Annotated in this window: 15 protein-coding genes and 1 pseudogene; 9 read left to right on the forward strand and 7 right to left on the reverse strand. The window is 72.8% G+C overall.

All coding sequences use genetic code 11. From position 1 onward, the window contains the following. Positions 1 to 3: 3 nt before the first annotated feature. Genes DJ476_RS22730 through DJ476_RS22740 form a run of 3 tightly spaced genes read right to left on the reverse strand, consistent with a single transcriptional unit; the run spans position 4 to position 3762 of the window. Positions 4 to 1620 carry a hypothetical protein gene (locus DJ476_RS22730; RefSeq protein ID WP_112491398.1) on the reverse strand — a complete coding sequence of 539 codons (1617 nt, stop codon included), beginning with the start codon at positions 1618 to 1620 and terminating at the stop codon, positions 4 to 6. Further along, a complete protein-coding gene (locus DJ476_RS22735) occupies positions 1611 to 2816 on the reverse strand; it encodes a hypothetical protein (protein WP_241565570.1) in 1206 nt (401 codons plus the stop codon). Before DJ476_RS22735 ends, DJ476_RS22730 begins: the two co-directional genes overlap by 10 nt. Beyond that, the gene (locus DJ476_RS22740) at positions 2722 to 3762 is read right to left on the reverse strand and encodes a phosphatase PAP2 family protein (RefSeq protein ID WP_112491399.1); all 1041 of its coding nucleotides are present in this window, start codon (positions 3760 to 3762) and stop codon (positions 2722 to 2724) included. The genes DJ476_RS22735 and DJ476_RS22740 overlap by 95 nt, the downstream gene beginning before the upstream one ends. A gap of 241 nt (positions 3763 to 4003) precedes the next feature. On the opposite strand from DJ476_RS22740, the gene DJ476_RS22745 reads away from it, so the two are divergent. Beyond that, on the forward strand, positions 4004 to 4618 hold the full coding sequence (locus DJ476_RS22745) for a histidine phosphatase family protein (protein WP_103418239.1): 615 nt from the start codon (positions 4004 to 4006) through the stop codon (positions 4616 to 4618). Between the two features lie 151 nt (positions 4619 to 4769). Here DJ476_RS22745 and DJ476_RS22750 read toward each other — a convergent pair whose 3' ends face one another. Then, entirely contained in the window at positions 4770 to 6218 is a 1449-nt protein-coding gene (locus DJ476_RS22750) for a tetratricopeptide repeat protein (RefSeq protein WP_112491400.1), read from the reverse strand. A 252-nt stretch (positions 6219 to 6470) separates the two neighbouring features. Between DJ476_RS22750 and DJ476_RS22755 the strand changes: the two genes are divergently transcribed. Further along, on the forward strand, positions 6471 to 6941 hold the full coding sequence (locus DJ476_RS22755; protein WP_181006520.1) for a hypothetical protein: 471 nt from the start codon (positions 6471 to 6473) through the stop codon (positions 6939 to 6941). Between the two features lie 139 nt (positions 6942 to 7080). After that, complete coding sequence (locus DJ476_RS22760) at positions 7081 to 7977, forward strand: spermidine synthase (protein WP_112491401.1); 897 nt, start codon at positions 7081 to 7083, stop codon at positions 7975 to 7977. A gap of 16 nt (positions 7978 to 7993) precedes the next feature. Here DJ476_RS22760 and DJ476_RS22765 read toward each other — a convergent pair whose 3' ends face one another. After that, positions 7994 to 8560 carry a hypothetical protein gene (locus DJ476_RS22765; protein ID WP_112491402.1) on the reverse strand — a complete coding sequence of 189 codons (567 nt, stop codon included), beginning with the start codon at positions 8558 to 8560 and terminating at the stop codon, positions 7994 to 7996. A gap of 191 nt (positions 8561 to 8751) precedes the next feature. Here DJ476_RS22765 and DJ476_RS22770 point away from each other — a divergent pair. Together DJ476_RS22770 and DJ476_RS22775 are read left to right on the forward strand one after the other, a co-directional pair. Further along, positions 8752 to 9480: pseudogene (locus DJ476_RS22770) on the forward strand (response regulator transcription factor); the annotation flags it as partial. A gap of 182 nt (positions 9481 to 9662) precedes the next feature. Next, a complete protein-coding gene (locus tag DJ476_RS22775; protein WP_103418244.1) occupies positions 9663 to 11135 on the forward strand; it encodes a sensor histidine kinase in 1473 nt (490 codons plus the stop codon). Positions 11136 to 11565: 430 nt separating this feature from the next. On the opposite strand, the gene DJ476_RS22780 is transcribed toward DJ476_RS22775, so the two are convergent. Both DJ476_RS22780 and aspT read right to left on the reverse strand, forming a co-directional pair. Further along, on the reverse strand, positions 11566 to 13221 hold the full coding sequence (locus DJ476_RS22780) for a bifunctional aspartate transaminase/aspartate 4-decarboxylase (protein ID WP_112491404.1): 1656 nt from the start codon (positions 13219 to 13221) through the stop codon (positions 11566 to 11568). Positions 13222 to 13244: 23 nt separating this feature from the next. After that, positions 13245 to 14921, reverse strand: a complete 1677-nt coding sequence (aspT, locus tag DJ476_RS22785; RefSeq protein WP_112491405.1) for an aspartate-alanine antiporter — start codon at positions 14919 to 14921, stop codon at positions 13245 to 13247. 398 nt (positions 14922 to 15319) lie between these two features. Between aspT and DJ476_RS22790 the strand changes: the two genes are divergently transcribed. The 4 genes from DJ476_RS22790 to DJ476_RS22805 all read left to right on the forward strand — a co-directional run bounded on the left by DJ476_RS22790 (position 15320) and on the right by DJ476_RS22805 (position 20216). Then, positions 15320 to 16645, forward strand: a complete 1326-nt coding sequence (locus DJ476_RS22790) for an ABC transporter substrate-binding protein (RefSeq protein WP_103418247.1) — start codon at positions 15320 to 15322, stop codon at positions 16643 to 16645. Between the two features lie 97 nt (positions 16646 to 16742). Continuing rightward, positions 16743 to 17765 carry a carbohydrate ABC transporter permease gene (locus DJ476_RS22795; protein ID WP_103418248.1) on the forward strand — a complete coding sequence of 341 codons (1023 nt, stop codon included), beginning with the start codon at positions 16743 to 16745 and terminating at the stop codon, positions 17763 to 17765. Beyond that, positions 17762 to 18682, forward strand: a complete 921-nt coding sequence (locus tag DJ476_RS22800) for a carbohydrate ABC transporter permease (protein ID WP_103418249.1) — start codon at positions 17762 to 17764, stop codon at positions 18680 to 18682. Before DJ476_RS22795 ends, DJ476_RS22800 begins: the two co-directional genes overlap by 4 nt. 70 nt (positions 18683 to 18752) lie before the next feature. Continuing rightward, a complete protein-coding gene (locus DJ476_RS22805; RefSeq protein WP_112491406.1) occupies positions 18753 to 20216 on the forward strand; it encodes a GH1 family beta-glucosidase in 1464 nt (487 codons plus the stop codon). The last annotated feature ends 72 nt before the right edge of the window (positions 20217 to 20288 follow it).

Genomic DNA, 20288 nt, shown 5'->3' on the forward strand with positions numbered 1-20288 from the left:
TCGTCACAGCAGGTCCTCCGGGGTCACGGGGTCGGGGTGCTCCGCGCGCGCCACGGCGTCCGCGCCGGGCGGGCCGCCGTGGGTCCACGGGGTCTCCTCCGGGTCGGGCAGCTTCGGCCCGCCGCGCTGGTCGTGCTCGAACAGGGTCCAGGCGATCCGCTCGCCCAGCTCCGGCAGCGAACCGGGCGCGGGCTCCTTGCCCCGCCCCATCCGGTCCATGATCCGCAGCACGATCAGGATCTCGCCGTCCGGGCCCTCCTCCTGCCCGGCCCGCACGAACTCGGCCGTCTGCGGCTTGCCGTCCAGCGAGCGGTAGACCTTGGTCCGCTCGCCGAGATGCGGCCGCTCGTCCGTGCGAAGGGTGACGAGCGGGCGCGGGGAGGGCCGCTTGGACTCGGTGTACGCCATCTCGACGCCGGTCACCGTCGCGAGGAACGCCTCGCCCGCCAACCGCCGCCCGGCCAGCACCAGCGGATCGTCCAGCGCCTCCTGGGCCTCCAGCTGGGCCTGGGCGGTCTCCCGGGAGGCCAGCTTCTGCGCGGCCGTCACCGCGTCGTCGCGGCGGGGCTGCGGCGGCTCGCCGGACCGCACCCGGTCCCGGTGGGCGGTGAAGGACCAGCGGTCCCGGGTCCACCGATCCTCGGTCCGGGACCCCTCGGGCAGCTCCCGCAGCAGGTCGAGCCCCTGCCACACCTTGTCCCAGGTCGGCAGGAGCACCTTGGCGAGGTGCGAGCGGATCTCGCGCTCGGCCTTGCTCAGCTCACCGTGGCCCTCGTCGGCGGCGAGCCCGTCCTCGGCCGCCGCGAACGCCGTACGGGCCCGGTCGTACCGCTCGATCGCCGGGGCCAGCAGCCGGTTGTCGAAGGCCGGGTCGGTGGCGGGTCCGGCGGGCGGGCAGAGGAGCTGGCCGTCCGCGTCCCGGGCCAGCTCGGCGGCGAGGGCGGCCTCCGCGCCGGACGAGCCCTCCGGAGGGTCGATCCAGGCGAGCAGCGCCCCCAGGTGCTGGTCCTCCAGGCTGCTCTGGCCGGTCGCCCAGTGCCGGTTGAGCAGGTCCGTGGCGGCCAGCAGCAGCGAGGAGCCGGGCACCCGGGCCCGCTCCCCGTAGTGCGTGAGCCAGCGGCCGAGCAGCGGGACGCGCACCGGGGCCGGGTACGGCGTCTCCGGGTCGTCCTCGGCGGTCCGGCGGAACCGCATGGAGCGGCCGAGCAGCCGGACGAACTCGATGCCCGCCCGGCTCGGCACGATCAGCTGCGGGGCGTCCGTGCACAGCTCGACCTCGACCTTGGTCTTCTTGCCGGTGGCCGGATCGGTCTCGTTCCGCTCGGTGGGCTCGACGACGTCCTCGTACGCCTCGATGTGCGGAAGGACGGCCTCCGCCAGTTCGGCCAGGAACGCGAACCGCAGGTCCCGGTCGCGCGGCTGGGCCACGGCCAGCAGCCGGGGCTGCTCGCGGTCGGTGCCGACCAGGGCGCCGAGCGGGGCCCCGGCCTCCCCGGCGGTGGTGAGCGGGACCAGGACCAGCGGGCGGTCGGTGAGATGGCGGTGGCGGACGGTCGCGAGCGGCTGGGCGCGGCCGGAGTCGACGGCCTCCAGCCGGGCGAGGGTGGTGATCAGCGACATACGGCGGACTCCTCCTCGCGGGCACGCTCGCGCAGGACGGCCGCGCTCTCCAGGGCCTCCGCGCGCAGGGCGGCGGCCCGGCGCAGGGCGGCCACGGTCGGGTCGGCCGGATCGCCCTCCTTGCCCGCGGCGGCGGCCAGCACCCCGGCCACCGTGGTCAGCCCGCCCAGCTCGCCGCGCACGCTCCGGCCGAGCGTCTCCACGGCCCCCTCGGCCCGCGACCGCGCCCGGCAGTGGAAGGCCAGCTCGCAGGCGGCCAGGCACTCGGGGGCGTACGCCGCGGAGACTGCGGAGACGGCGGACTCCAGCTCCTGCGGCGAGCACGCCGGGTCGAAGGTCGTCCCCTCGGGGAGGGCCGCCGCGATGTCCTCGATCCGGGTGAGCCGGGTCAGCTGGCGGCGGGTCACGGCCCGCTGCTTGCGTACGTCGACGACGGAGGCGGTCGGCAGGTTGGAGAAGTCCTTGGGGCAGACCAGCAGCACCCGGTGGTCCACCTCCGCGCCCTCGGTCACCGCCGCCACCCGCTCCAGCGCCAGCACGTACACCGCGGCCTGGCGGGCGGCGGCCCCGACCTTCGCGGCGTCGGCGGAGGCGTCGATCATCGGGAACGACTTGATCTCGACCACCGTCCAGCGGCCGTCGGGGTGCACCACCACCGCGTCCGGCTCCAGATAGGCGGGGGAGCCCGCCACCTCCAGGGCCAGCATCGGGTGGTCCAGCAGCGCCCAGCCGCCCGCCGCCGTCGCCTCCCGCAGGGCGAGCGCGGTCCGGGCGGCCCGGCCCTCGGGGCCGGCGGCGCTCAGATCGGGCGTGGCGACATCCGGGCCCGGGGCGGGGGAGGAGCCGCCGAGCCGCTCGTACAGCAGGCGCAGCAGTTCCGCGCCGCCGTCGGCCTTGACCCGGGCCTCGAAGGCGTTGCCCCGCATGAACGCGAACTGGGACTGGCCGAAGGGGGCGGGGGAGCCGAGGGCCTGGGCCAGCACGCCCTTGTCGACCCCGGCGCCGTCGAGCAGGGCACGCCGCTTGCAGCCGGGGTTGGCGGCGAGGGCGGCCAGCGCCCGGGCGTCCAGCGGGTGCGGTGCGACGGAGGGGCCGCGCAGCTCAGCGAGCCGCTGCCGGAGCGTCGTCGTCGGCCGGGGCTCCGGCGCGGGCGTCCGTGGCCGCGCCGCCGGGTCCTGCGCCGCCTGGCCCCGCACCCGGTCCTGCGGCGTCGGCTGCCGCGCCACGGGGTGCTGCCGGCCCGTCGGCCGACGCGTCGGGGGAATCTGCGGAGGAGGTCCGCTGGCCGGGGATTCGCTCACCCGCGGAAGTCTTGCATCCGCCACTGACAATCGGGGACTTGACCGGCTCGGAGGCCGTACGCACGGTGGCGAGTGCGGCCCGCAGCCGCCCCTTGATCCGGTCGGCCAGCCGGATGACCGGCCTGGTCAGCAGGGCTCCGGCGCCCATCACGGCGGCGCCCGCGACCGCGTCCAGGAAATAGTGGTTCGCGGTGCCCATGACCACGATGGTGGTGATCAGGGGGTAGGCGACCCCGGCGGCCCGCAGCAGGGGGTGGCGGCCGTGGCGCCACAGCAGGATGCCGCACCACAGGGACCAGCCGACGTGCAGGCTCGGCATCGCCGCGTACTGGTTGGTCATCCCGCTCAGCCCGCGCGGCGCGCTCGCGCCCTCGCCCCACCACCCGTACGCGCTGTACTGCGCCATCGTGTCGACGAACCCGTGGCTCGCGTCCAGCAGCCGGGGCGGGCAGGTCGGCAGGAGCGTGAAGCCGACCAGACCGAGCAGCGTGGAGTTCATCAGCCAGACCCGGGCCGCCCGGTACGCGGCCGACCTGCGCCGGAACATCCAGACCAGGATCGCCGGGGTGACCAGGTAGTGCAGCGTGGCGTAGGCGAAGTCGGCGGGTATGCCCAGGGCAGGGGTGCTGGTGAAGAGACGATTCAGCGGGGTCTCCGCGTTCAGATACAGCGCCTGCTCGAACCGGAGGATCGCCAGCCCGTGGTCGACCGCCGTCGACACGTCCCCGCGGACCAGGAGGCGGCCCACGGAGTACAGCCCGTAGACCACCGCGATCAGCGGCAGCTCCGTCCACCAGCGGGGCCGGTGACCGGTCGCGGGCAGGGCGGTGGCGTGCGGCATCCGGTGGCTCTCCCCGTGTTCATGCGGCCGACGGTCAGCGTTCAACCGTAAGGCGGTGGCGGGCCGCCCTGTCCCCCGGGGTCCCCTCCCGGACATCCCGTACGCAGCCTGCCCCGCCGTGGCGTTCCCACCGCTGCGAGCGGCTGCTCATGGTAGGGACGCCGCGGTGGGCCCGGAGGTTGCCCGGTGGGGCGGTACGGGATGATGGAAGGCCGCACCACCGTTCCAGGGAGCACCCCGCATGGCACCGCGCATCCTCCTCGCCCGGCACGGACAGACCCAGTGGTCGGTCCAGGGCAACCACACCGGCCGGACGGACATCCCGCTCCTGGACACCGGCCGCGAGGGCGCGAAGCTGCTCGGCGAACGGCTGCACCGGGCGCCGTGGGAAGGGCTCCCCGGCGTCGAGGTGCGCACCAGCCCGCTGGTCCGGGCCGCCGAGACCTGCGAGATCGCCGGGTTCGGGGAGCGGGCCGAGCGGTGGGACGCGCTGATGGAGTGGGACTACGGGGCGTACGAGGGGCTGACCCCGGCGCAGATCAAGGCGGACCGCCCTGACTGGCTGATCTGGCGCGACGGGGTCCCGGAGGGGGAGTCCCTCGCGGAGGTCGCCGCCCGCGCGGACGAGGTGGTCGGCTGGGCGCGGTCGGCCGACCGTGACGTGCTGGTCTTCGCCCACGGCCACATCCTGCGCGCCCTCGCCGCGCGCTGGCTGGGCGAGGACCTGTCCTTCGGCGCCCGCATCCGCCTGGAGCCGACGTCGCTGTCGGTGCTGGGGTGGGCGTACGGGGCGCCGGCGATGGAACGCTGGAACGACACGGGGCACCTGGAGCTTTCCAGCCGGTCCGGCGTTTGAGGACGGAACCGTCGAGCACGTTCCGGGTGCGCTCCATGGCTTTCCCGCGCCACGGGATCCGAAGGGCATCCCCTCACCCGGGCAAGGGTTCCGTCCTCAAACGCCGGACGGGCTGGAATGGCCGCCCCGGGACGGGGCTGGAGTGGGCTCCTCAGGACGGGCTGGAGTAAGCACCCCGGGACGGGCTGGAGGAGGCACCCTCAGGCAGGCTCGGGTGGGCGCCCTCAGACGCTCGGTGGCGGGTCAGGAAGGACTCCGCGCCGGACACCCCGCCCGCCCGCCCCTCCAGCACCCGCGCCGCCCCCGCCACCATCCCCCGGATCCGGGACGAGCGGACCCGGTCCAGGAGGTCCAGCACCTGGTGGCCCGTGGCCGCGGCCTCCTCCACCTTCCCCGCCCGCGCCAGGTCCCCCGCCAGCTGCGCCCGGTACAGCGCCAGGTTCCGGGTGAAGTGCGCGTCCTGGAGCGTCACCGCCCGCCGCCCGTGCCGCGCCGCCCGGGACCAGTCGCCCAGCGCCGACCAGCACTGCGCCTCCAGCAGCTCCAGCTCCGCCTCCCGGAAGAAGCTCATCCACTCCGGGTCCCCGGCCGCCGCCCCCCGCTCGAACGCCGCCCGCGCCCGCCCGATCGCCCGGTCGCACCCCGTACGGTCCCCGAGCCCCGCCCGGCCCCCCGCCTCCCGCAGCGCGAGCAGCGCCAGCAGCCGGGGCGAGCCGAGCGTGCGGGCCGCCCGCTGCCCGGCCTCCGCCGCCCGTACGGCCTCCCGCGGCCGCCCCGCGTCCCGGGCCAGGAACGAGGTGTTGCAGAACGCGTGCGCCTCAAGACCCGCGTCCCCGGCCAGTCGTGCCGTCGCCAGGGCCTCCGCGTAGTGCGAGCGGGCATCCGCGAAGCGCCCCGAGTCATGGGCCAGCCACCCCACCGAGATGGCCAGCTCACCCGCCCCCGCGTGCAGCCGGTCGGCCACCGCCCGCCGGGTCGCGGTCCCGGTGTCGAGCAGCTCGTACGCCGCCCGCAACGGCCGCGCGGCCTGCCGGTAGAGCCCGTCGCCCCCGCGCCGGTCGTCCAGCACCCGGATCCGCCGGACCGCCTGCTCGACGGCGTCCACCTCGCTCTCACCGACCCGGCGCTGGGCGGGCAGGGAGACCCCGGCGGCGGAGGCGGACGGGCCGCCCAGCCCCAGGGAAGCGGCGGCCACCGTGGCCGTACCGCCCATCATGAACACGCGACGCAGCACGTCGCTCTCCTCGTCGGTGTGGTGGGACTCGTCAGGGACGGAGGGGGAGGCAGGGGCGGAGGGGGCTGCGGGAGCGGCAGGAGCGGAGCCGGACCGCGCCCCCCGTCCCCGTACGCTCTCGCGGGCCGAGAAGCCCAGGTCGGCCAGGGAGGCCCCGGGGAACATGTGCAGGAAGACCCGCTCGTACGCGTAGTTGGGGCAGCGGATCTCCCCGGACTCCACGCGTCCGATGTACCGGGCGTCGCACGCGACCTGCTCACCGATCTCGCGCGCCGCTCTGCGGACGGCGGCCGCGAACTCCCCCGCGGAGCGCTGTCCGCGCAGTTGGCGGAAGGCGAGGTTGGGAACTGCCCCTGTCGACACCATGGCCGGCCCCTCTCTGGTGCAAGCGGTGCAAGCCGGGTCCTGCTTTCCGGTGTCCCGGCGGAGCATGAACGTACCTGCTGTGACGGAGGACACAGGCCATTTTTCTCTGCAAAACCGCTCATATCGAGCGTGATCCGCCATGAACTGCCACCCTTTGCGGCGGTGTGTTCCCGTAGCCCTTGACGCCCCCGCGCCGTTGGTCCATGCGGAGACGGAGTGTGGCTCCGTTCGGCGATGAGAGGAGGGGTTCCCTTGCTGCACCTCGGCATGGAGACCGGCTCACGGACGACCGCGACGAACCCGACGACGACCACGACCCCCACCACGAACCCGGCATCCGCCCCCGCCCCCGCCTGCGCATCCGCGGCGGCGGACCAGCCCTGTGACCTCGTCACCGTCCCCGCCCGCCAGGGGCTGGAGGCCGTCGACATCCTCCGCCGCGGCCGGGACCACGTCGGCGTCGGCCCGGTCCTGCACGACGGCGCCTGCGACACCCTCGGCTTCCTCGTGCCGCCCGGCACCGCCGACGCCTGGGACGTACCGGGCAGCGCCTGTACGCGGACGGACGGGCGCGGGCTGCGCATCCCCGCCGAACCGCCCGCCGCGGGCTCCGGCTGGCTGCTCCCGCCCGCCGAGGACGCCCCCGTCACCGACCCCGCCGTCCTCCGTGCCGCCCTCGACCAGGCGGCCCGCCTCCTGGAAGCCGCCGACAACTGCCGGTGACCGGTCCGCCGCCACCGGGCGGAGAGGGCTGCCGCTCATCCGGAGACCGCCGGTGACCCCGGGGCGCCCATAATGGCCGTACGGGCGGAACCCTCCGCCACCGGCACCCCGGCCCCTCCACCAGCAAGGACCCGCGTACGTGGCACGAAAAGGAGCGCCGGCCAAGGGCAGGAAGGACCGCACCCGGGGCAGGGAGGAGCGCGAGCCCTTCGCCGCCCCCGTCGACAGCGGCCGCGCCGAGCTGATACCCGACCGGGAGCGCCCGGACGGCTGGACGCTGCTGCTCGACGGCGCCCCGCAGTCCCATGTGGACCTCGGCGACCCCGCGCACCTCTCCTTCGCCTACCAGCGCCGGCTCGGCCACGTCATCGACCTCGCCGCGCCCCCGCTCCAGCCCCTGCACGTCCTGCACCTGGGCGGCGGCGCCTTCACCCTCGCCCGGTACGCCGCCGCCACCCGCCCCCGCTCCACCCAGCAGATCGTGGAGATCGACGCGGCTCTCGTGCGGCTCGTGCGCGAACGGCTCCCGCTGGACCCGCAGGCGCGCGTCCGGGTCCGGTCGGTGGACGCCCGCGAAGGGCTCGCCAAGCTCCCGGACGGCTGGGCGGACCTGGTCGTCGCGGATGTCTTCAGCGGGGCCCGGACCCCCGCGCACCTGACGTCCGCCGAATTCCTCACCGACGTACGCCGGGTGCTGAAGCCCTCCGGGCAGTACGCCGCCAACCTGGCCGACGGTCCGCCGCTGGCCCATCTGCGCGGCCAGATCGCCACCGCCGCCGCCGTCTTCCCCGAACTGGCCCTCGCCGCCGACCCCGTGGTCTGGCGCGGCCGTCGCTTCGGCAACGCGGTCCTGCTGGCCTCCGCCCTGCCGCTGCCCGTGGCCGAGTTCACGCGCCGGGTGGCGAGCGACCCGCACCCCGGCCGGGTCGAACACGGGCGGGCGCTCAGGGACTTCACCGGCGGCGCGGCGGTCGTCACCGACGCGGCGGCCAAGCCGTCGCCCGCGCCTCCGCCGTCCGTCTTCGAGGACCTCTGAGCCCCGAAGGGAAGGCTCAGGGCTCGACGACCTGCACCATCGGCGGGGTCCCGTTCCAGGTGCAGAAGACCGAGTACGTCTTCCCGTTCACCCCGCCCCCGTCGCTGAAGTCGACCCGGATCCAGGCGTCGTTCGTCCACACCTGCATCGACCAGCCCGGCTCCGGCGTCGCGGAGACCAGCTTCGCCGAGCTCTTCCCCAGCTCGAACACGACCCGGCCGCCCTTGGTGCGGTACCCCTTCACCTCACCGGAGGCCGTGACCGCCTTGGCCGACGCGGGCGGCTCGGCCGGGGCGCTCGACGGCGTGCGGGACGGGCGCGCGGTGGACGGGGACGGGCTCGGCTCGCTGCTCCGCGCCGAGGGGGAGGGTGACGGCGAGGCGCGGTGGGTGGACGAGACGAGGGGCTCCTCGGTGGCCTGCCCGATGCGCTGCGGTGCTCCCGCGCCCACGGAGATCGGCACGGCCCGGGGCGGGTCGTAGGCCGTCCCCGTCATGACCGTGTGCACACCCCACCACGACAGCGTGACCGCCGCGCCGGTGGCGAGCGACCACGCGAGCGCGTGTACGAGTCCTCGTTGCATCGGGCACATCCTGCCCCACCCGCACCGGAACTGTCCCCCGCGGGTATCCCCCCGGTGTCCCTCCGCCCACACCCGGACCGTGCCCCTCCGGTTCCGTCCGTTCCGGCTCGGAACACCTCCTGTTCCGGCCTTTGCGGAGGTTTCCGGCGGCGGCGGGACCGGGCCCCGTGCCATGGCGTACGGTGCGGCCCATGGCAAGTGTGCTCGTGGTCGAGGACGACCAGTTCGTACGTTCCGCCCTCATCCGGCACCTCAGTGAGGCCTCCCACACGGTACGGAGTGTGGGCACCGCGCTCGAAGCGCTCCGCGAGGTCGCGCACTTCCGCTTCGACGTGGTCGTCCTCGATCTCGGGCTGCCCGACCTGGACGGCGGCGAGGCGCTCAAGATGCTGCGCTCCATCACCGACGTCCCCGTCATCATCGCCACCGCCCGGGACGACGAGAGCGAGATCGTCCGGCTCCTCAACGACGGCGCCGACGACTACCTCACCAAGCCGTTCTCCGTCGAGCACCTCTCCGCCCGCATGGCCGCCGTGCTGCGCCGCGCCCGTGCGTCCGGCGAGCAGGCGCCGCCGCCCCGGGTCATCCGCGTCGGCGGGCTCGCCATCGACCCGCTGCGCCGCAGCGCCGAGCTGGACGGGGCCCAACTCGACCTCACCCGCCGCGAGTTCGACCTGCTGACCTTCCTGGCCGGGCGCCCCGGGGTGGTCGTGGCCCGCAAGGAGCTGCTGGCCGAGGTCTGGCAGCAGTCGTACGGCGACGACCAGACCATCGACGTCCACCTCTCCTGGCTCCGCCGCAAGCTCGGTGAGACCGCCGCCCGCCCGCGCTATCTGCACACCCTGCGCGGCGTCGGCGTGAAGCTCCAGCCCCCGGCCGACACGCCACCGTCCCAACTGCCGTCGGCCCAACCGCCATCGGCCCACGTGCCGCCGACCCGGACGTCTCCGCCCCAGATGCCGCCGCCCCAGATACCTCCGGCTCAGCTGCCGTCTGCCGGTATGCCACCCGCCAACATGCCGCCACCCGCCGATGTGCCGCACCCGGGCGCCCCGGCCCACCCGGGCGTCCACCCCGGCGCCCCGGCCGTGGAGCCGCCCGCATGAGATGGGCCCTGGTCAAGGTGTGTCTGGCCGTCACCGCGATGGTCGTCATCGCCTTCGCCGTACCCCTCGGGCTCGTCATCCGGGAGATGGCCAGCGACCGGGCCTTCTCCGACGCCGAACGCCAGGCCGCGACCATCGCTCCCGCGCTCTCCATCACCACCGACCGCGAGGAGCTGACCCGGGCAGTCCTCTCCACCGAACCGGGCGACCGGGGGCGGCTCGCCGTCCATGTCCCCGACCCCGGCAAGGCGGTGGACGGCGGCGGCGCGGCCGAGGCGCTGCACATCGGCACCCGGCGCGCCCCGGCCAAGGACATCGCGACCGTGCGCAAGGCGGGCCGCGCCTCCATCACCGAGGTGACCGGCGGCTTCGCCCTCCTCCAGCCCACCGCGCTCTCCACCGGGGACATCGCCGTGGTGGAGGTCTTCGTCCCCGAGGGCGAGGTCTCCAACGGGGTCGCCACCGCCTGGCTGATCCTGGCGGGCGTCGGCGTCGCGCTGATCGTCGGCTCGGTGGCGGTCGCGGACCGGCTCGGCATCCGGATGGTCCAGCCCGCCCAGCGCCTCGCGGCGGCCGCCCACGACCTGGGGGAGGGACAGCTCGCCACCCGGGTCCCCGAGGAGGGCCCCACCGAACTCCGTTCCGCCGCGGTGGCGTTCAACTCCATGGCCGACCAGGTCGTCCAGCTCCTGGCCAACGAGCGCGAGCTGGCCGCCGACCTCTCGCACCGGCTCCGCACCCCGCTCACCGTCCTCCGGCTGAACGCCGCGTCCCTCGGCGAGGGCCCGGCGGCCGACCAGACCCGGGCGGCGGTCGAGCAGCTGGAGCACGAGGTCGACACGATCATCCGGACCGCCCGCGAACAGCGCCCGCAGACGCAGGGGGTGCAGAAGGGCGCCGGAGCGGGGTGCGACCTCTCCGAGGTGATCCGGGAGCGGATGGGCTTCTGGTCGGCGCTGGCGGAGGACGAAGGCCGCGAGGTGCGGCTCGCGGGAGTGGACCGTACGGTACGCATCCCCGTCGCCCGCCCCGAACTGGCCGCCGCCCTCGACGCGTTGCTCGGCAACGTCTTCCGCCACACCCCGGAGGGCACCGCCTTCGCCGTCGACGTCCACCACAGCGGGGACGCGGCCATCGTCCTCGTCTCGGACGCGGGCCCCGGCATCGACGACCCGGAGGCGGCCCTGGCCCGGGGCGCCAGCGGGCGTTCCCGGGCGAAGGGCGCGGTCGGCTCCACCGGGCTCGGCCTGGACATCGTGCGCCGGGTCGCCGAGTCCACCGGCGGCGATCTGCGCATCGGCCGGTCCGTGCTCGGCGGCACGGAGGTCCGGATCTGGATCGGGCTCAACGGCAGCGGCGGCGGCCCCGAGCGCGGCGGGCGCGGCCACGGCCGCCGGGTGGGCCGCCGGGTCGGCCGGCAGCGCCGCAAGGAACCCCGGACCACGGCCGGTCCCGGGGCCCAGCATTAACCCGCGCCCATGCGTCCCTTAAGCGAACCCTAAGAACATCAACACCGGTCCGTAACGCCCCCTTTGCCCGTTGCCCTGCCGCTAGCGTGTTCTCACGTCCTCCACCCCGGGACCACGCCCGACTCCATCCCGTCACGTCTCCCACACCCGCAGCTCACACCCCACCCGACTCGCCCCTCCGCCCCACCCGGCTCACCCCCAGCCCCGGGCCTCGGCCCCCAGGCCGCCCGGGAACCCCGAAGACCCGCCCGCGTCCCCCCGCGCGAGCGCACCGACCCCCACGCCGACCCCCGCCGCCACCGTCCGCCCCGGTGGCGGCGGGGAATCCGGTCCCCCAGACCACCTCGCGCCCCCCACGCGCGCGTCCCGGCCGGGCCACACCCCACCCCCGGCCGGGACGTGCCCCCTCCGCCCCACCGCTCGTCGCGTCCTACCGGGCGGCCCCGGCCCGCCACTCCTGCGCGTACTCGTCGAAGATCGCCCGCAGATGGTGGCCGATCTTCAGGTAGTCCAGGTCGTCCAGGTTGGCCAGCGACACCCGCACCGACCACTCGGGCCCGTCGAACCCGCCCCCGTTCAGCAGGACCACCGACGTCTGCTCGGCCAGCCGGAACAGCGGGTCCACCGGCTCGTAGTTGGCCTCCAGGAAGCCCGCGAACGGCTTCCCGTGGACGCGCTCCGCCTCGGCCAGCAGATCCAGCTCGATGTAGTACGCGGCCCGCTTCGGGTCCTCCGAGACCTTCATGTGCACGCCCTCCAGCAGGAGTTCGAGCCGCTGCCGCACGATGGCCCGGATGCGGTGCTTGTACTCCTGGCCCTCGTCGAGCATGTCGAAGAGCGAGAAGAGCGCCATCATCACCTGCTGGGGGAGCGAGAGCCCCGCCGTGTGGTTGAGCGCCACCTGCCGCGAGTCCGCCACCATCCGGTCGATGAACCGCATCTTCTCCGGCTCCAACGACAGTGTTCCGTAACGCCTGTTGAGCCGCTCCTTCTGCTCCGCTCCCTGCTCCTTCAGCAGCGAGTCGATCACGTTGTCGTCGTGCAGCGCGATCACCCCGAGCCGCCAGCCGGTCGCCCCGTAGTGCTTGGAGTAGGAGTAGACGAGCAGGGTGTTGCGCGGCAGGTCGGCGGCGAGCGAGCGGAAGCCCTCGACGAAGGTCCCGTACACGTCGTCGGTCACGATGATCAGATTCGGGTTCCGCTCACCGACGATGGAGACGATCTGCTCGCTCACCCGCGAAGAGAGCGCCAGCGAAGGCGGGTTGCTCGGATTGACGCAGCAGACCAGCTTCACCGAAGGGTCCGCCAGCTTGGCGATCTCCTCCTCCGGATAGCGCCACTGCCGCACCCCGGTCTCCGTGAAGAGGTTCGCCTCCACATGGACCACGTCGAAGCCGTAGGTGTCGAGTTCGGGGATCTCCAGGTACGGGGTGAACACCGGGACCATCAGGGCGATCCGGTCGCCCTTCGCCAGGATCCCGTTCCTCATCAGCGAGTCGAAGATGTAGCACATCGCCGCCGTGCCGCCCTCGGTGGCGAACAGGCTCAGCGTCTGCCCCTCCGGCGGCCGGTGGTCGAACATCTCGTCCGCGAGATAGCCGCGCACGATCTCCTCGGTGTGGCGCAGGATCCGGTCCGGCACCGGGTAGTTGTCCCCGATCGAGGCGTCCGCCAGCTCGTGCACGAACGCGTCCCGGTCGAAGCCGAACCGCTTCACCGCCAGGTCCACGCTCGCCTTCAGCAGCTCGATGCCCGGCAGCTCCGGATGCGTACGGACGAAGCGCTCGAACCGCTCCGCGCACCCCGCCTCCTCCGGCATCCCGCCCAGGTTGTCCGCCGTCCAGACCCGGCGGGACTCACCGATCGCGAAGTAGCCGAGCGCGTGGTACGCCTCGCGGGGGCCGGTCGCGGTCCAATTGGGGTTGCCCCGGCCCGCGTTGAGCATGGCCCGGGTCGTCTTCCCCTTCTGCCCCGGCTTGTCGCTCTGCGCTTCCGTCGCGATCTGGATGAACTTGTCCTTCAGCTCGAAGGGGGAGAGCCGGGCGAAGGACCGGATCTCTTCCCGGCTGAGCTTGGTCTTGGGCATGGTGTGTCCGCTCCGTACGTTGGTCAGGCCCCCAGGACGCCGACGAGGATCGGCCCGGTCAGCGGCAGCAGGAAGTTGGAGAGCGTGTACGTGATCGTGTAGCCGAGCAGCGGGACGGAGCTCTGGGCCACCTGGGTGATGGAGGTGATCGCCGGGGTCGAGCACTGCTGTCCGGCGATGGCACCGATCAGCAGCGGTTTCTCGATCTTCAGCAGCTTCCGCCCGACGACCAGGGAGATCGTCGCGGGCACCAGGACCATGGCGATCCCGGCGAACGGCAGCAGCGCCCCGTACTCCTTGAGCAGCGGCCAGGCCTGCGGGCCCGCCGCCAGTCCCGTACAGGCGATGAAGACGGCCAGGCCCATGTCCTTGAGCGTGGTCGCGGCCTGCGGCGGGAAGGCGCCGAAGGTCTGCTTGCGGGAGCGGAACCAGCCGAAGACCAGGCCGGAGATCAGACAGCCGCCGCCGGTGCCGAGCGACATCGGGACATCGCCCAGCTTGACCACGATCTGGCCGAGCAGGGAGCCCGCGACGATGCCGAAGCCGATGTAGACGAAGTCGGTGGAGTCGTTCTTCACCACCGCGCCGATCTTGGCGACCAGCCGGTTCAGCCCGCCCCGGGCGCCGACCAGGGTGAGGACGTCGCCCCGCTGGAGGACGGTCTCGGCGCTGGCGGGGAGGTGCTGGTCGTTGCGGAGGACGTCGGTGATGTAGACCCCGTCCTCGCGGAACTCCGGGTGCCGCTTCTCCAGCCGGTCGATGCTCGCCCCGGCGGTGGCCTTCTCGGTGACGGCGACCTGGCTGGTGGCGAGCGGGGTGTCGAGCCCCGGGACGGCAGGGGTCTCCGGGCCGATCTCCCGGCCCGCCTCGATGATCGCGGAGCGCCGGCCGACGATCTGGACCAGGTCGCTGAGGGTCAGCTCCAGCTCGGGGGAGGGCGTCAGCAGCTTGCTGCCGCGCTTGACCCCCTCGACCGTGATGTGCCCGCCGAGCGCGCTCTCCAGCTCCCCGACCGTACGTCCGTCGGCGCGGGTCACCAGATAGGTGCGGCCGACCGTGCCGGGCAGCGCCTCGCGCTCGTCGGCCTCCAGACCGGAGTGGCCGCCGCGCATCTTCTCCCACAGCTCACGGGAGGCGTCGGCCAGGTTGATGCGCAGCAGCATCGGCATGATCTGGCTGGTGAAGAGGACGATGGTGATCAGACCGAACAGGTAGCAGACGGTGTAGGCGGTCGCCACGTGCCCCTGGTACTGGGTGATCTGCTCGGAGGTCAGGTCGCTGAGCTTGCCGATCGCCTCGGTGGCCGTTCCCACGACGGCGGACTCGGTGGCCGCCCCGGCGAGGATCCCGGCCGCCGTACCGACGTCCAGGTCGAAGGCCTTGGCGAGCCCGTAGGCGATCCCGAGGACGCAGACCAGTTCGATCAGACAGAGCGTGAAGAAGCGCAGGCTCCTGCGGTTGAGGTTGGCGAAGAACTGCGGTCCTGCCATATAGCCGAGCGAGAAGATGAAGAGCGCGAAGAAGACGGTCTTGACGTCGTCGTCGACGCTGACGTGCCGGGTGCCGATCAGCAGCGACACGATCAGCGTGCCGCAGATGCCGCCCAGCGTGATCGGGCCGACGCGGAGCTTGCCGACCAGATAGCCGGCCGCGAGACAGAAGAAGAGGGCCAGTTCGGGATGGTCACGCAGAACGCCCATCCCGCCTCACTCGCCACGTTCGGTCATAGGTGACATAAGGGAGAAATTAACAGGGGTGCCCCCGCCCGGCACCTCGCCCGCACCTGGCCGGGGCTCCTCACGTGCGCGTTCATCTCTCGACGGCCGGACCGGGCGGGAGCCCCCGCGTGACGTGCCGGACATCCCTCGGCAACGGAATCGTCTTCAACTCTTGACACCCGCCCCCTTGAGGAAGGAACCTTCCGGCATCGGCGCATGGGAGCGCTCCCACACTTTGGGGGGCGGCGGTCCCGCGCGCTTCCCTTCCGTCCTTCCGAGGGCTCTCCCGCAGAACGCCCCCAGCCCCCAGCCCAGCCCCCGAGACACCCAGCCCCCCGCAGAACCTTCCCGCAGAACTTCCCGGAACAAGGAGCAGTGGAATGCGCATCACCCGCAGCGTCGCCGGCCGGCGCCGGAGAACCGCGATCGTGGCCACCACCGGTCTGACGGTCACCGCCTTGCTGCTCACCGGCTGCGGCGGCTCGTCCGACTCCGGCAGCAAGGGCGCCGACGCCGACGGCAACATCACGCTGACCGTGGCCGACTTCGGCCAGTTCGGGTACAAGGAGGCCGGGCTCTTCGAGAAGTACCACGAGCTGAACCCGAAGATCACGGTCAAGGAGGACACCACCGCCGAGGAGAAGAACTACTACCCGAAGCTGCTCCAGCAGCTGAACTCGGGCAGTGGCCTCGCGGACGTCCAGGGCATCGAGGTCGGCCGGATCAAGGAGATCGTCGACACCAAGGCCGACTCCTTCACCGACCTCTCCAAGGTGATCGACGTCGACCAGTGGGTCTCCTGGAAGGCCAAGCAGGCCACCGCCCCCAGCGGCGCGGTGATCGGCGCGGGCACCGACATCGGCCCCATGTCCCTCTGCTACAACCGCGAGCTGTTCGAGAAGGCCGGTCTGCCCACCGACCGCGCCGAGGTGGCGAAGCGGATGTCCGGCGGCTGGGAGGACTACCTGGCGCTGGGCGAGGAGTACAAGAAGAAGGCGCCCGAGGGCACGTTCTTCATGGACTCCGCCAGCGCCATGTTCAACGCGGTCGTCAGCTCCAGCCCCGAGCAGTACTACGACGCGAGCGGCAAGCCGGTCTACAAGGAGAGCGCGAGCGTCCGGAAGGGCTGGAACCTCGCCGCCGAGGCCGCGTCCAAGAAGCTGACGCAGGGCCTGGCCCAGTTCGAGGACCAGTGGCAGGCGGCCCTGCGCAAGAGCACCGTCGCCACCGTCGTCTGCCCCGCCTGGATGGCCGGCCAGATCTCCACGTACGCCGGTGACGCCAACCAGGGCAAGTGGGACATCACCACCGCCCCCGGCGGCACCTCCGCCAACTGGGGCGGCTCCTTCCTCGCCGTACCCAAGTCCGGGAAGAACGTGGAGGAGGCCACCAAGCTGGTCAAGTGGCTGACCGCGCCCGAGCAGCAGGCCGCCGTCTTCAAGGCGATCGGGGTCTTCCCGTCCAACCAGGGTGCCTACGAGCTGCCGGACGTGAAGAGCGCCACCCTCCCGTACTTCAACAACGCCCCCATCGGCCAGATCTACGCGGACGGGGCGAAGTCCATCCCCGAGGCGGTGCTCGGCCCGAAGGACGGCGTGATCAAGGACTCGATCTCCACGCAGATCAACAACATGGAGCAGCGCGGGACGAAGCCGGACGCGGCGTGGGACGCGGCGGTCCGCACGGTCGACAAGGCGATCGGCTGAGCCTGACCGCCCCCGGGCCGGGGCGGGCGGGCGAACCCTGCCGCGCCCGCCCGCCCCGCCCGTCCACCACCGCACCTCCAGGGAAGGACCCCCGACCGTGGCAACCTCGACCCCCACCCGGGACGCGCACGTACCGCCGCCCCGCCCACCGCAGAAGGAACCGCCGTCCGAGCGGCGGCAGTTGTGGCGCAGCCGGCTGTGGCGGTTCGACGACAAGGCCTCCCCGTACGCGTACATCGCCCCGTTCTTCCTGGTCTTCGGGGCCTTCGGCCTCTACCCGCTCCTCTACACCGGCTGGATCGCCCTGCACCGGGTCTCGATGACCGGGCTGGACACCATGGAGTGGGTGGGGTGGGAGAACTTCGACAAGATCCTGCACGACCCGGAGTTCTGGACCTCGGTCAGCAACACCTTCCTGATCGGCGTCATCTCGACCGTCCCGCAGCTCCTGATGGCGCTGGGCCTGGCCCACCTGCTCAACTACCGCCTGCGCGCCAGCACGTTCTGGCGCACGATCATCCTCACGCCGTACGCGACCTCCGTCGCCTCCGCCGCCCTCGTCTTCGCCCTGGTCTTCCGGGCGGACGGCGGACTGCTCAACTGGACGCTCGGCCTGGTCGGCTTCGACCCGGTCAACTGGGCCAACGGACACTGGACTTCGAAGCTCGCGATCTCCATCATCGTGATCTGGCGGTGGACCGGCTACAACGCGCTGATCTACCTGGCGGCCATGCAGGCGGTCCCCAACGACCTCTACGAAGCGGCCTCGTTGGACGGCGCCTCGCGCTGGCAGCAGTTCCTCAAGGTGACCATCCCCTCGCTGCGGCCCACGATCCTGTTCACCATCGTCATCTCGACCATCGGGTCCATGCAGCTGTTCGGTGAGCCGCTGCTGCTGGAGGGCGGCGCGCTCGGCGCCACCGGCGGCAACGAGAACCAGTACGAGACGCTCAGCATCTACCTCTACAACTACGGCTGGAACCTCGGACATCTGGGCCCGGCGGCCGCCGTCGCCTGGGCGATGCTCGCGCTGCTGCTCCTCATCGCAGCCGTCAACTGGCTCATCGGCCGCGCCGCCCGCTCGTCCGACTCCGCGGTCCGAACGGGAGCGACCCGATGACCCTGACCAGCCCCACCCCCACCGCCCCCGCGAAGCGCGCACCGGCCCCGAAGAGCGCCGGGCCCGCCCGCCCGAGCCGCTTCCGGATGGGCGCCGGCCAGCAGCTGAAGGGCGGCCCGTTCGCCTACCTCGCGCTCGCCGTCGTCGGCTTCGGCTCGCTGCTCCCGCTCTACTGGACTCTGGTGGCGGCCTCCCGTACACAGGACGAAGTCCTCGCCTCCACTCCGCCGTTCCTGCCCGGCGGCAAGCTGGTGGAGAACCTCCAGACGGCCTGGGAGCAGGCCAACCTCGGCAAGGCGATCGTCAACAGCGTCATCGTCTCGTCGTCGATCACGGCGGCCACGCTCTTCTTCTGCACGCTCGCCGGGTACGCCTTCGCCAAGATGCGCTTCCGGGGCCGGGGGTGGCTGATGACCGCCGTCATCGCCACGCTCACGATCCCGCCGCAGCTCAGCGTCGTCCCGCTCTTCATGATGATGTCCGGCCTCGGCTGGGGCGGCCAGCTCGAGTCGGTGATCTTCCCGACGCTGGTGAGCGCGTTCGGCGTCTTCTTCATGCGCCAGTACCTGATCGAGGCGCTGCCGTACGAGCTCATCGAGGCGGCCAAGATCGACGGGGCGAACAACTTCCGCATCGTGGTGAGCGTGGTGCTGCCGGTGGCCCGCCCCGCGATGATGGTGCTCGGGATGCTCACCTTCGTCCAGGCGTGGAACGACTTCTTCTGGCCCTATCTCGCCCTCAACCAGCAGAACCCGACCCTTCAGGTGGCGCTCGGCCAGCTCAGCGCCTCGTACACCCCCGACCAGTCCATCGTCATGGCGGGCGCGCTGATCAGCACGCTGCCGCTGCTGGTGGTCTTCGTGGTCTTCGGCAAGAAGATCGTGGGCGGGATCATGTCGGGCGCGGTCAAGGGCTGACCCCGCCGGGCCGCAGCGGCCCCCTTTCCCCTCCACCCCACCCCATCACCCTCTTTGGGAGCGCTCCCACATGACAGCAGTACGACCGGACACGGTCCCGCAGCCGGCTGCGGCCTCCGCCGCCCCCGCCCCCTTCCCGACAGGCTTCGTCTGGGGCGCCGCCACGGCCGCGTACCAGGTGGAGGGGGCGGCCGCCGAGAACGGCCGCACGCCCTCGATCTGGGACACCTTCAGCCACACCCCCGGCAAGGTCCTGAACGGCGACACCGGGGACGTGGCCGCGGACCACTTCCACCGCTACCGCGACGATGTCGCCCTGATGAAGCGGCTCGGCCTCAAGGCGTACCGCTTCTCCGTCTCCTGGTCCCGCGTCCAGCCCACCGGCCGGGGCCCGGCCGTCGAACGCGGCCTGGACTTCTACCGCGCGCTCGTCGATGAACTCCTGGAGGCGGGCATCGAACCCGTCGCCACGCTCTACCACTGGGACCTGCCCCAGGAGTTGGAGGACGCGGGCGGCTGGCCCGAGCGCGCGACGGCCGAACGGTTCGCGGAGTACGCGGCCATCATGGCCCGCGCGTTGGGCGACCGAGTCGGGACGTGGACGACGCTCAACGAGCCCTGGTGCACGGCCTTTCTCGGCTACGGCTCCGGGGTCCACGCCCCCGGCCGCACCGAACCGGCCGCCGCCCTGCGGGCCGCCCACCACCTCAACCTGGCCCACGGCCGGGCGACCGAGGCCCTGCGCGCCAACCTCCCGGCCGCCGCCCGCACTTCGGTCACCCTCAACCTCCACCAGGTCCGCCCGCTCACCGGCAGCGCGGCCGACGCGGACGCGGCGCGCCGGATCGACGCGGTGGGCAACCGGATCTTCACGGGCCCGATGCTGAAGGGCGCGTACCCGGAAGATCTGCTGGCCGACACCGAACGCATCCTGAACTGGTCGGAGTTGATCCACGACGGGGACCTCGCCGCCATCGCCGCCCCCATCGACGTGCTGGGCATCAACTACTACACGCCCACGATCGTCTCCACGCCCGCCGACGGCACCGGCGACACCCGCAACGACGGCCACGGCAGCAGCGACCACTCCCCGTGGCCCGGCTCGGAGCACGTCGCCTTCCATCTGGCCGAGGGCAAGCCGCGTACGGCGATGAACTGGTCGGTCGACCCGAACGGCCTGCACGCCCTCCTCATGGACGTCGCCCGCGAGAACCCGGGCCTGCCGCTGATGGTCACCGAGAACGGCGCGGCCTTCGAGGACACCGTGGACGCCGACGGCCGGGTCCACGACCCGGAGCGGATCGCGTATCTGCAGGGCCATCTCGCCGCCGTCCAGCGGGCGATCGCGGACGGGGCGGATGTGCGCGGCTACTTCCTCTGGTCGCTGATGGACAACTTCGAGTGGGGGTACGGCTACGCGAAGCGGTTCGGGGCGGTCCACATCGACTACGCGACCCAGCGCCGCACGCCGAAGTCCAGCGCGCACTGGTACAGCGAGGTGATCGCCCGCCACGGCCTGCCGCCGGAGGCCTGACCGCACGGAACCCCAGACCGCACGGAACCCCTACGGACCAGCGGACCCCGGCCACTCCCCGGCCGGGGTCCG

The organism is Streptomyces bacillaris, assembly GCF_003268675.1.
GTDB lineage: Bacteria > Actinomycetota > Actinomycetes > Streptomycetales > Streptomycetaceae > Streptomyces > Streptomyces bacillaris.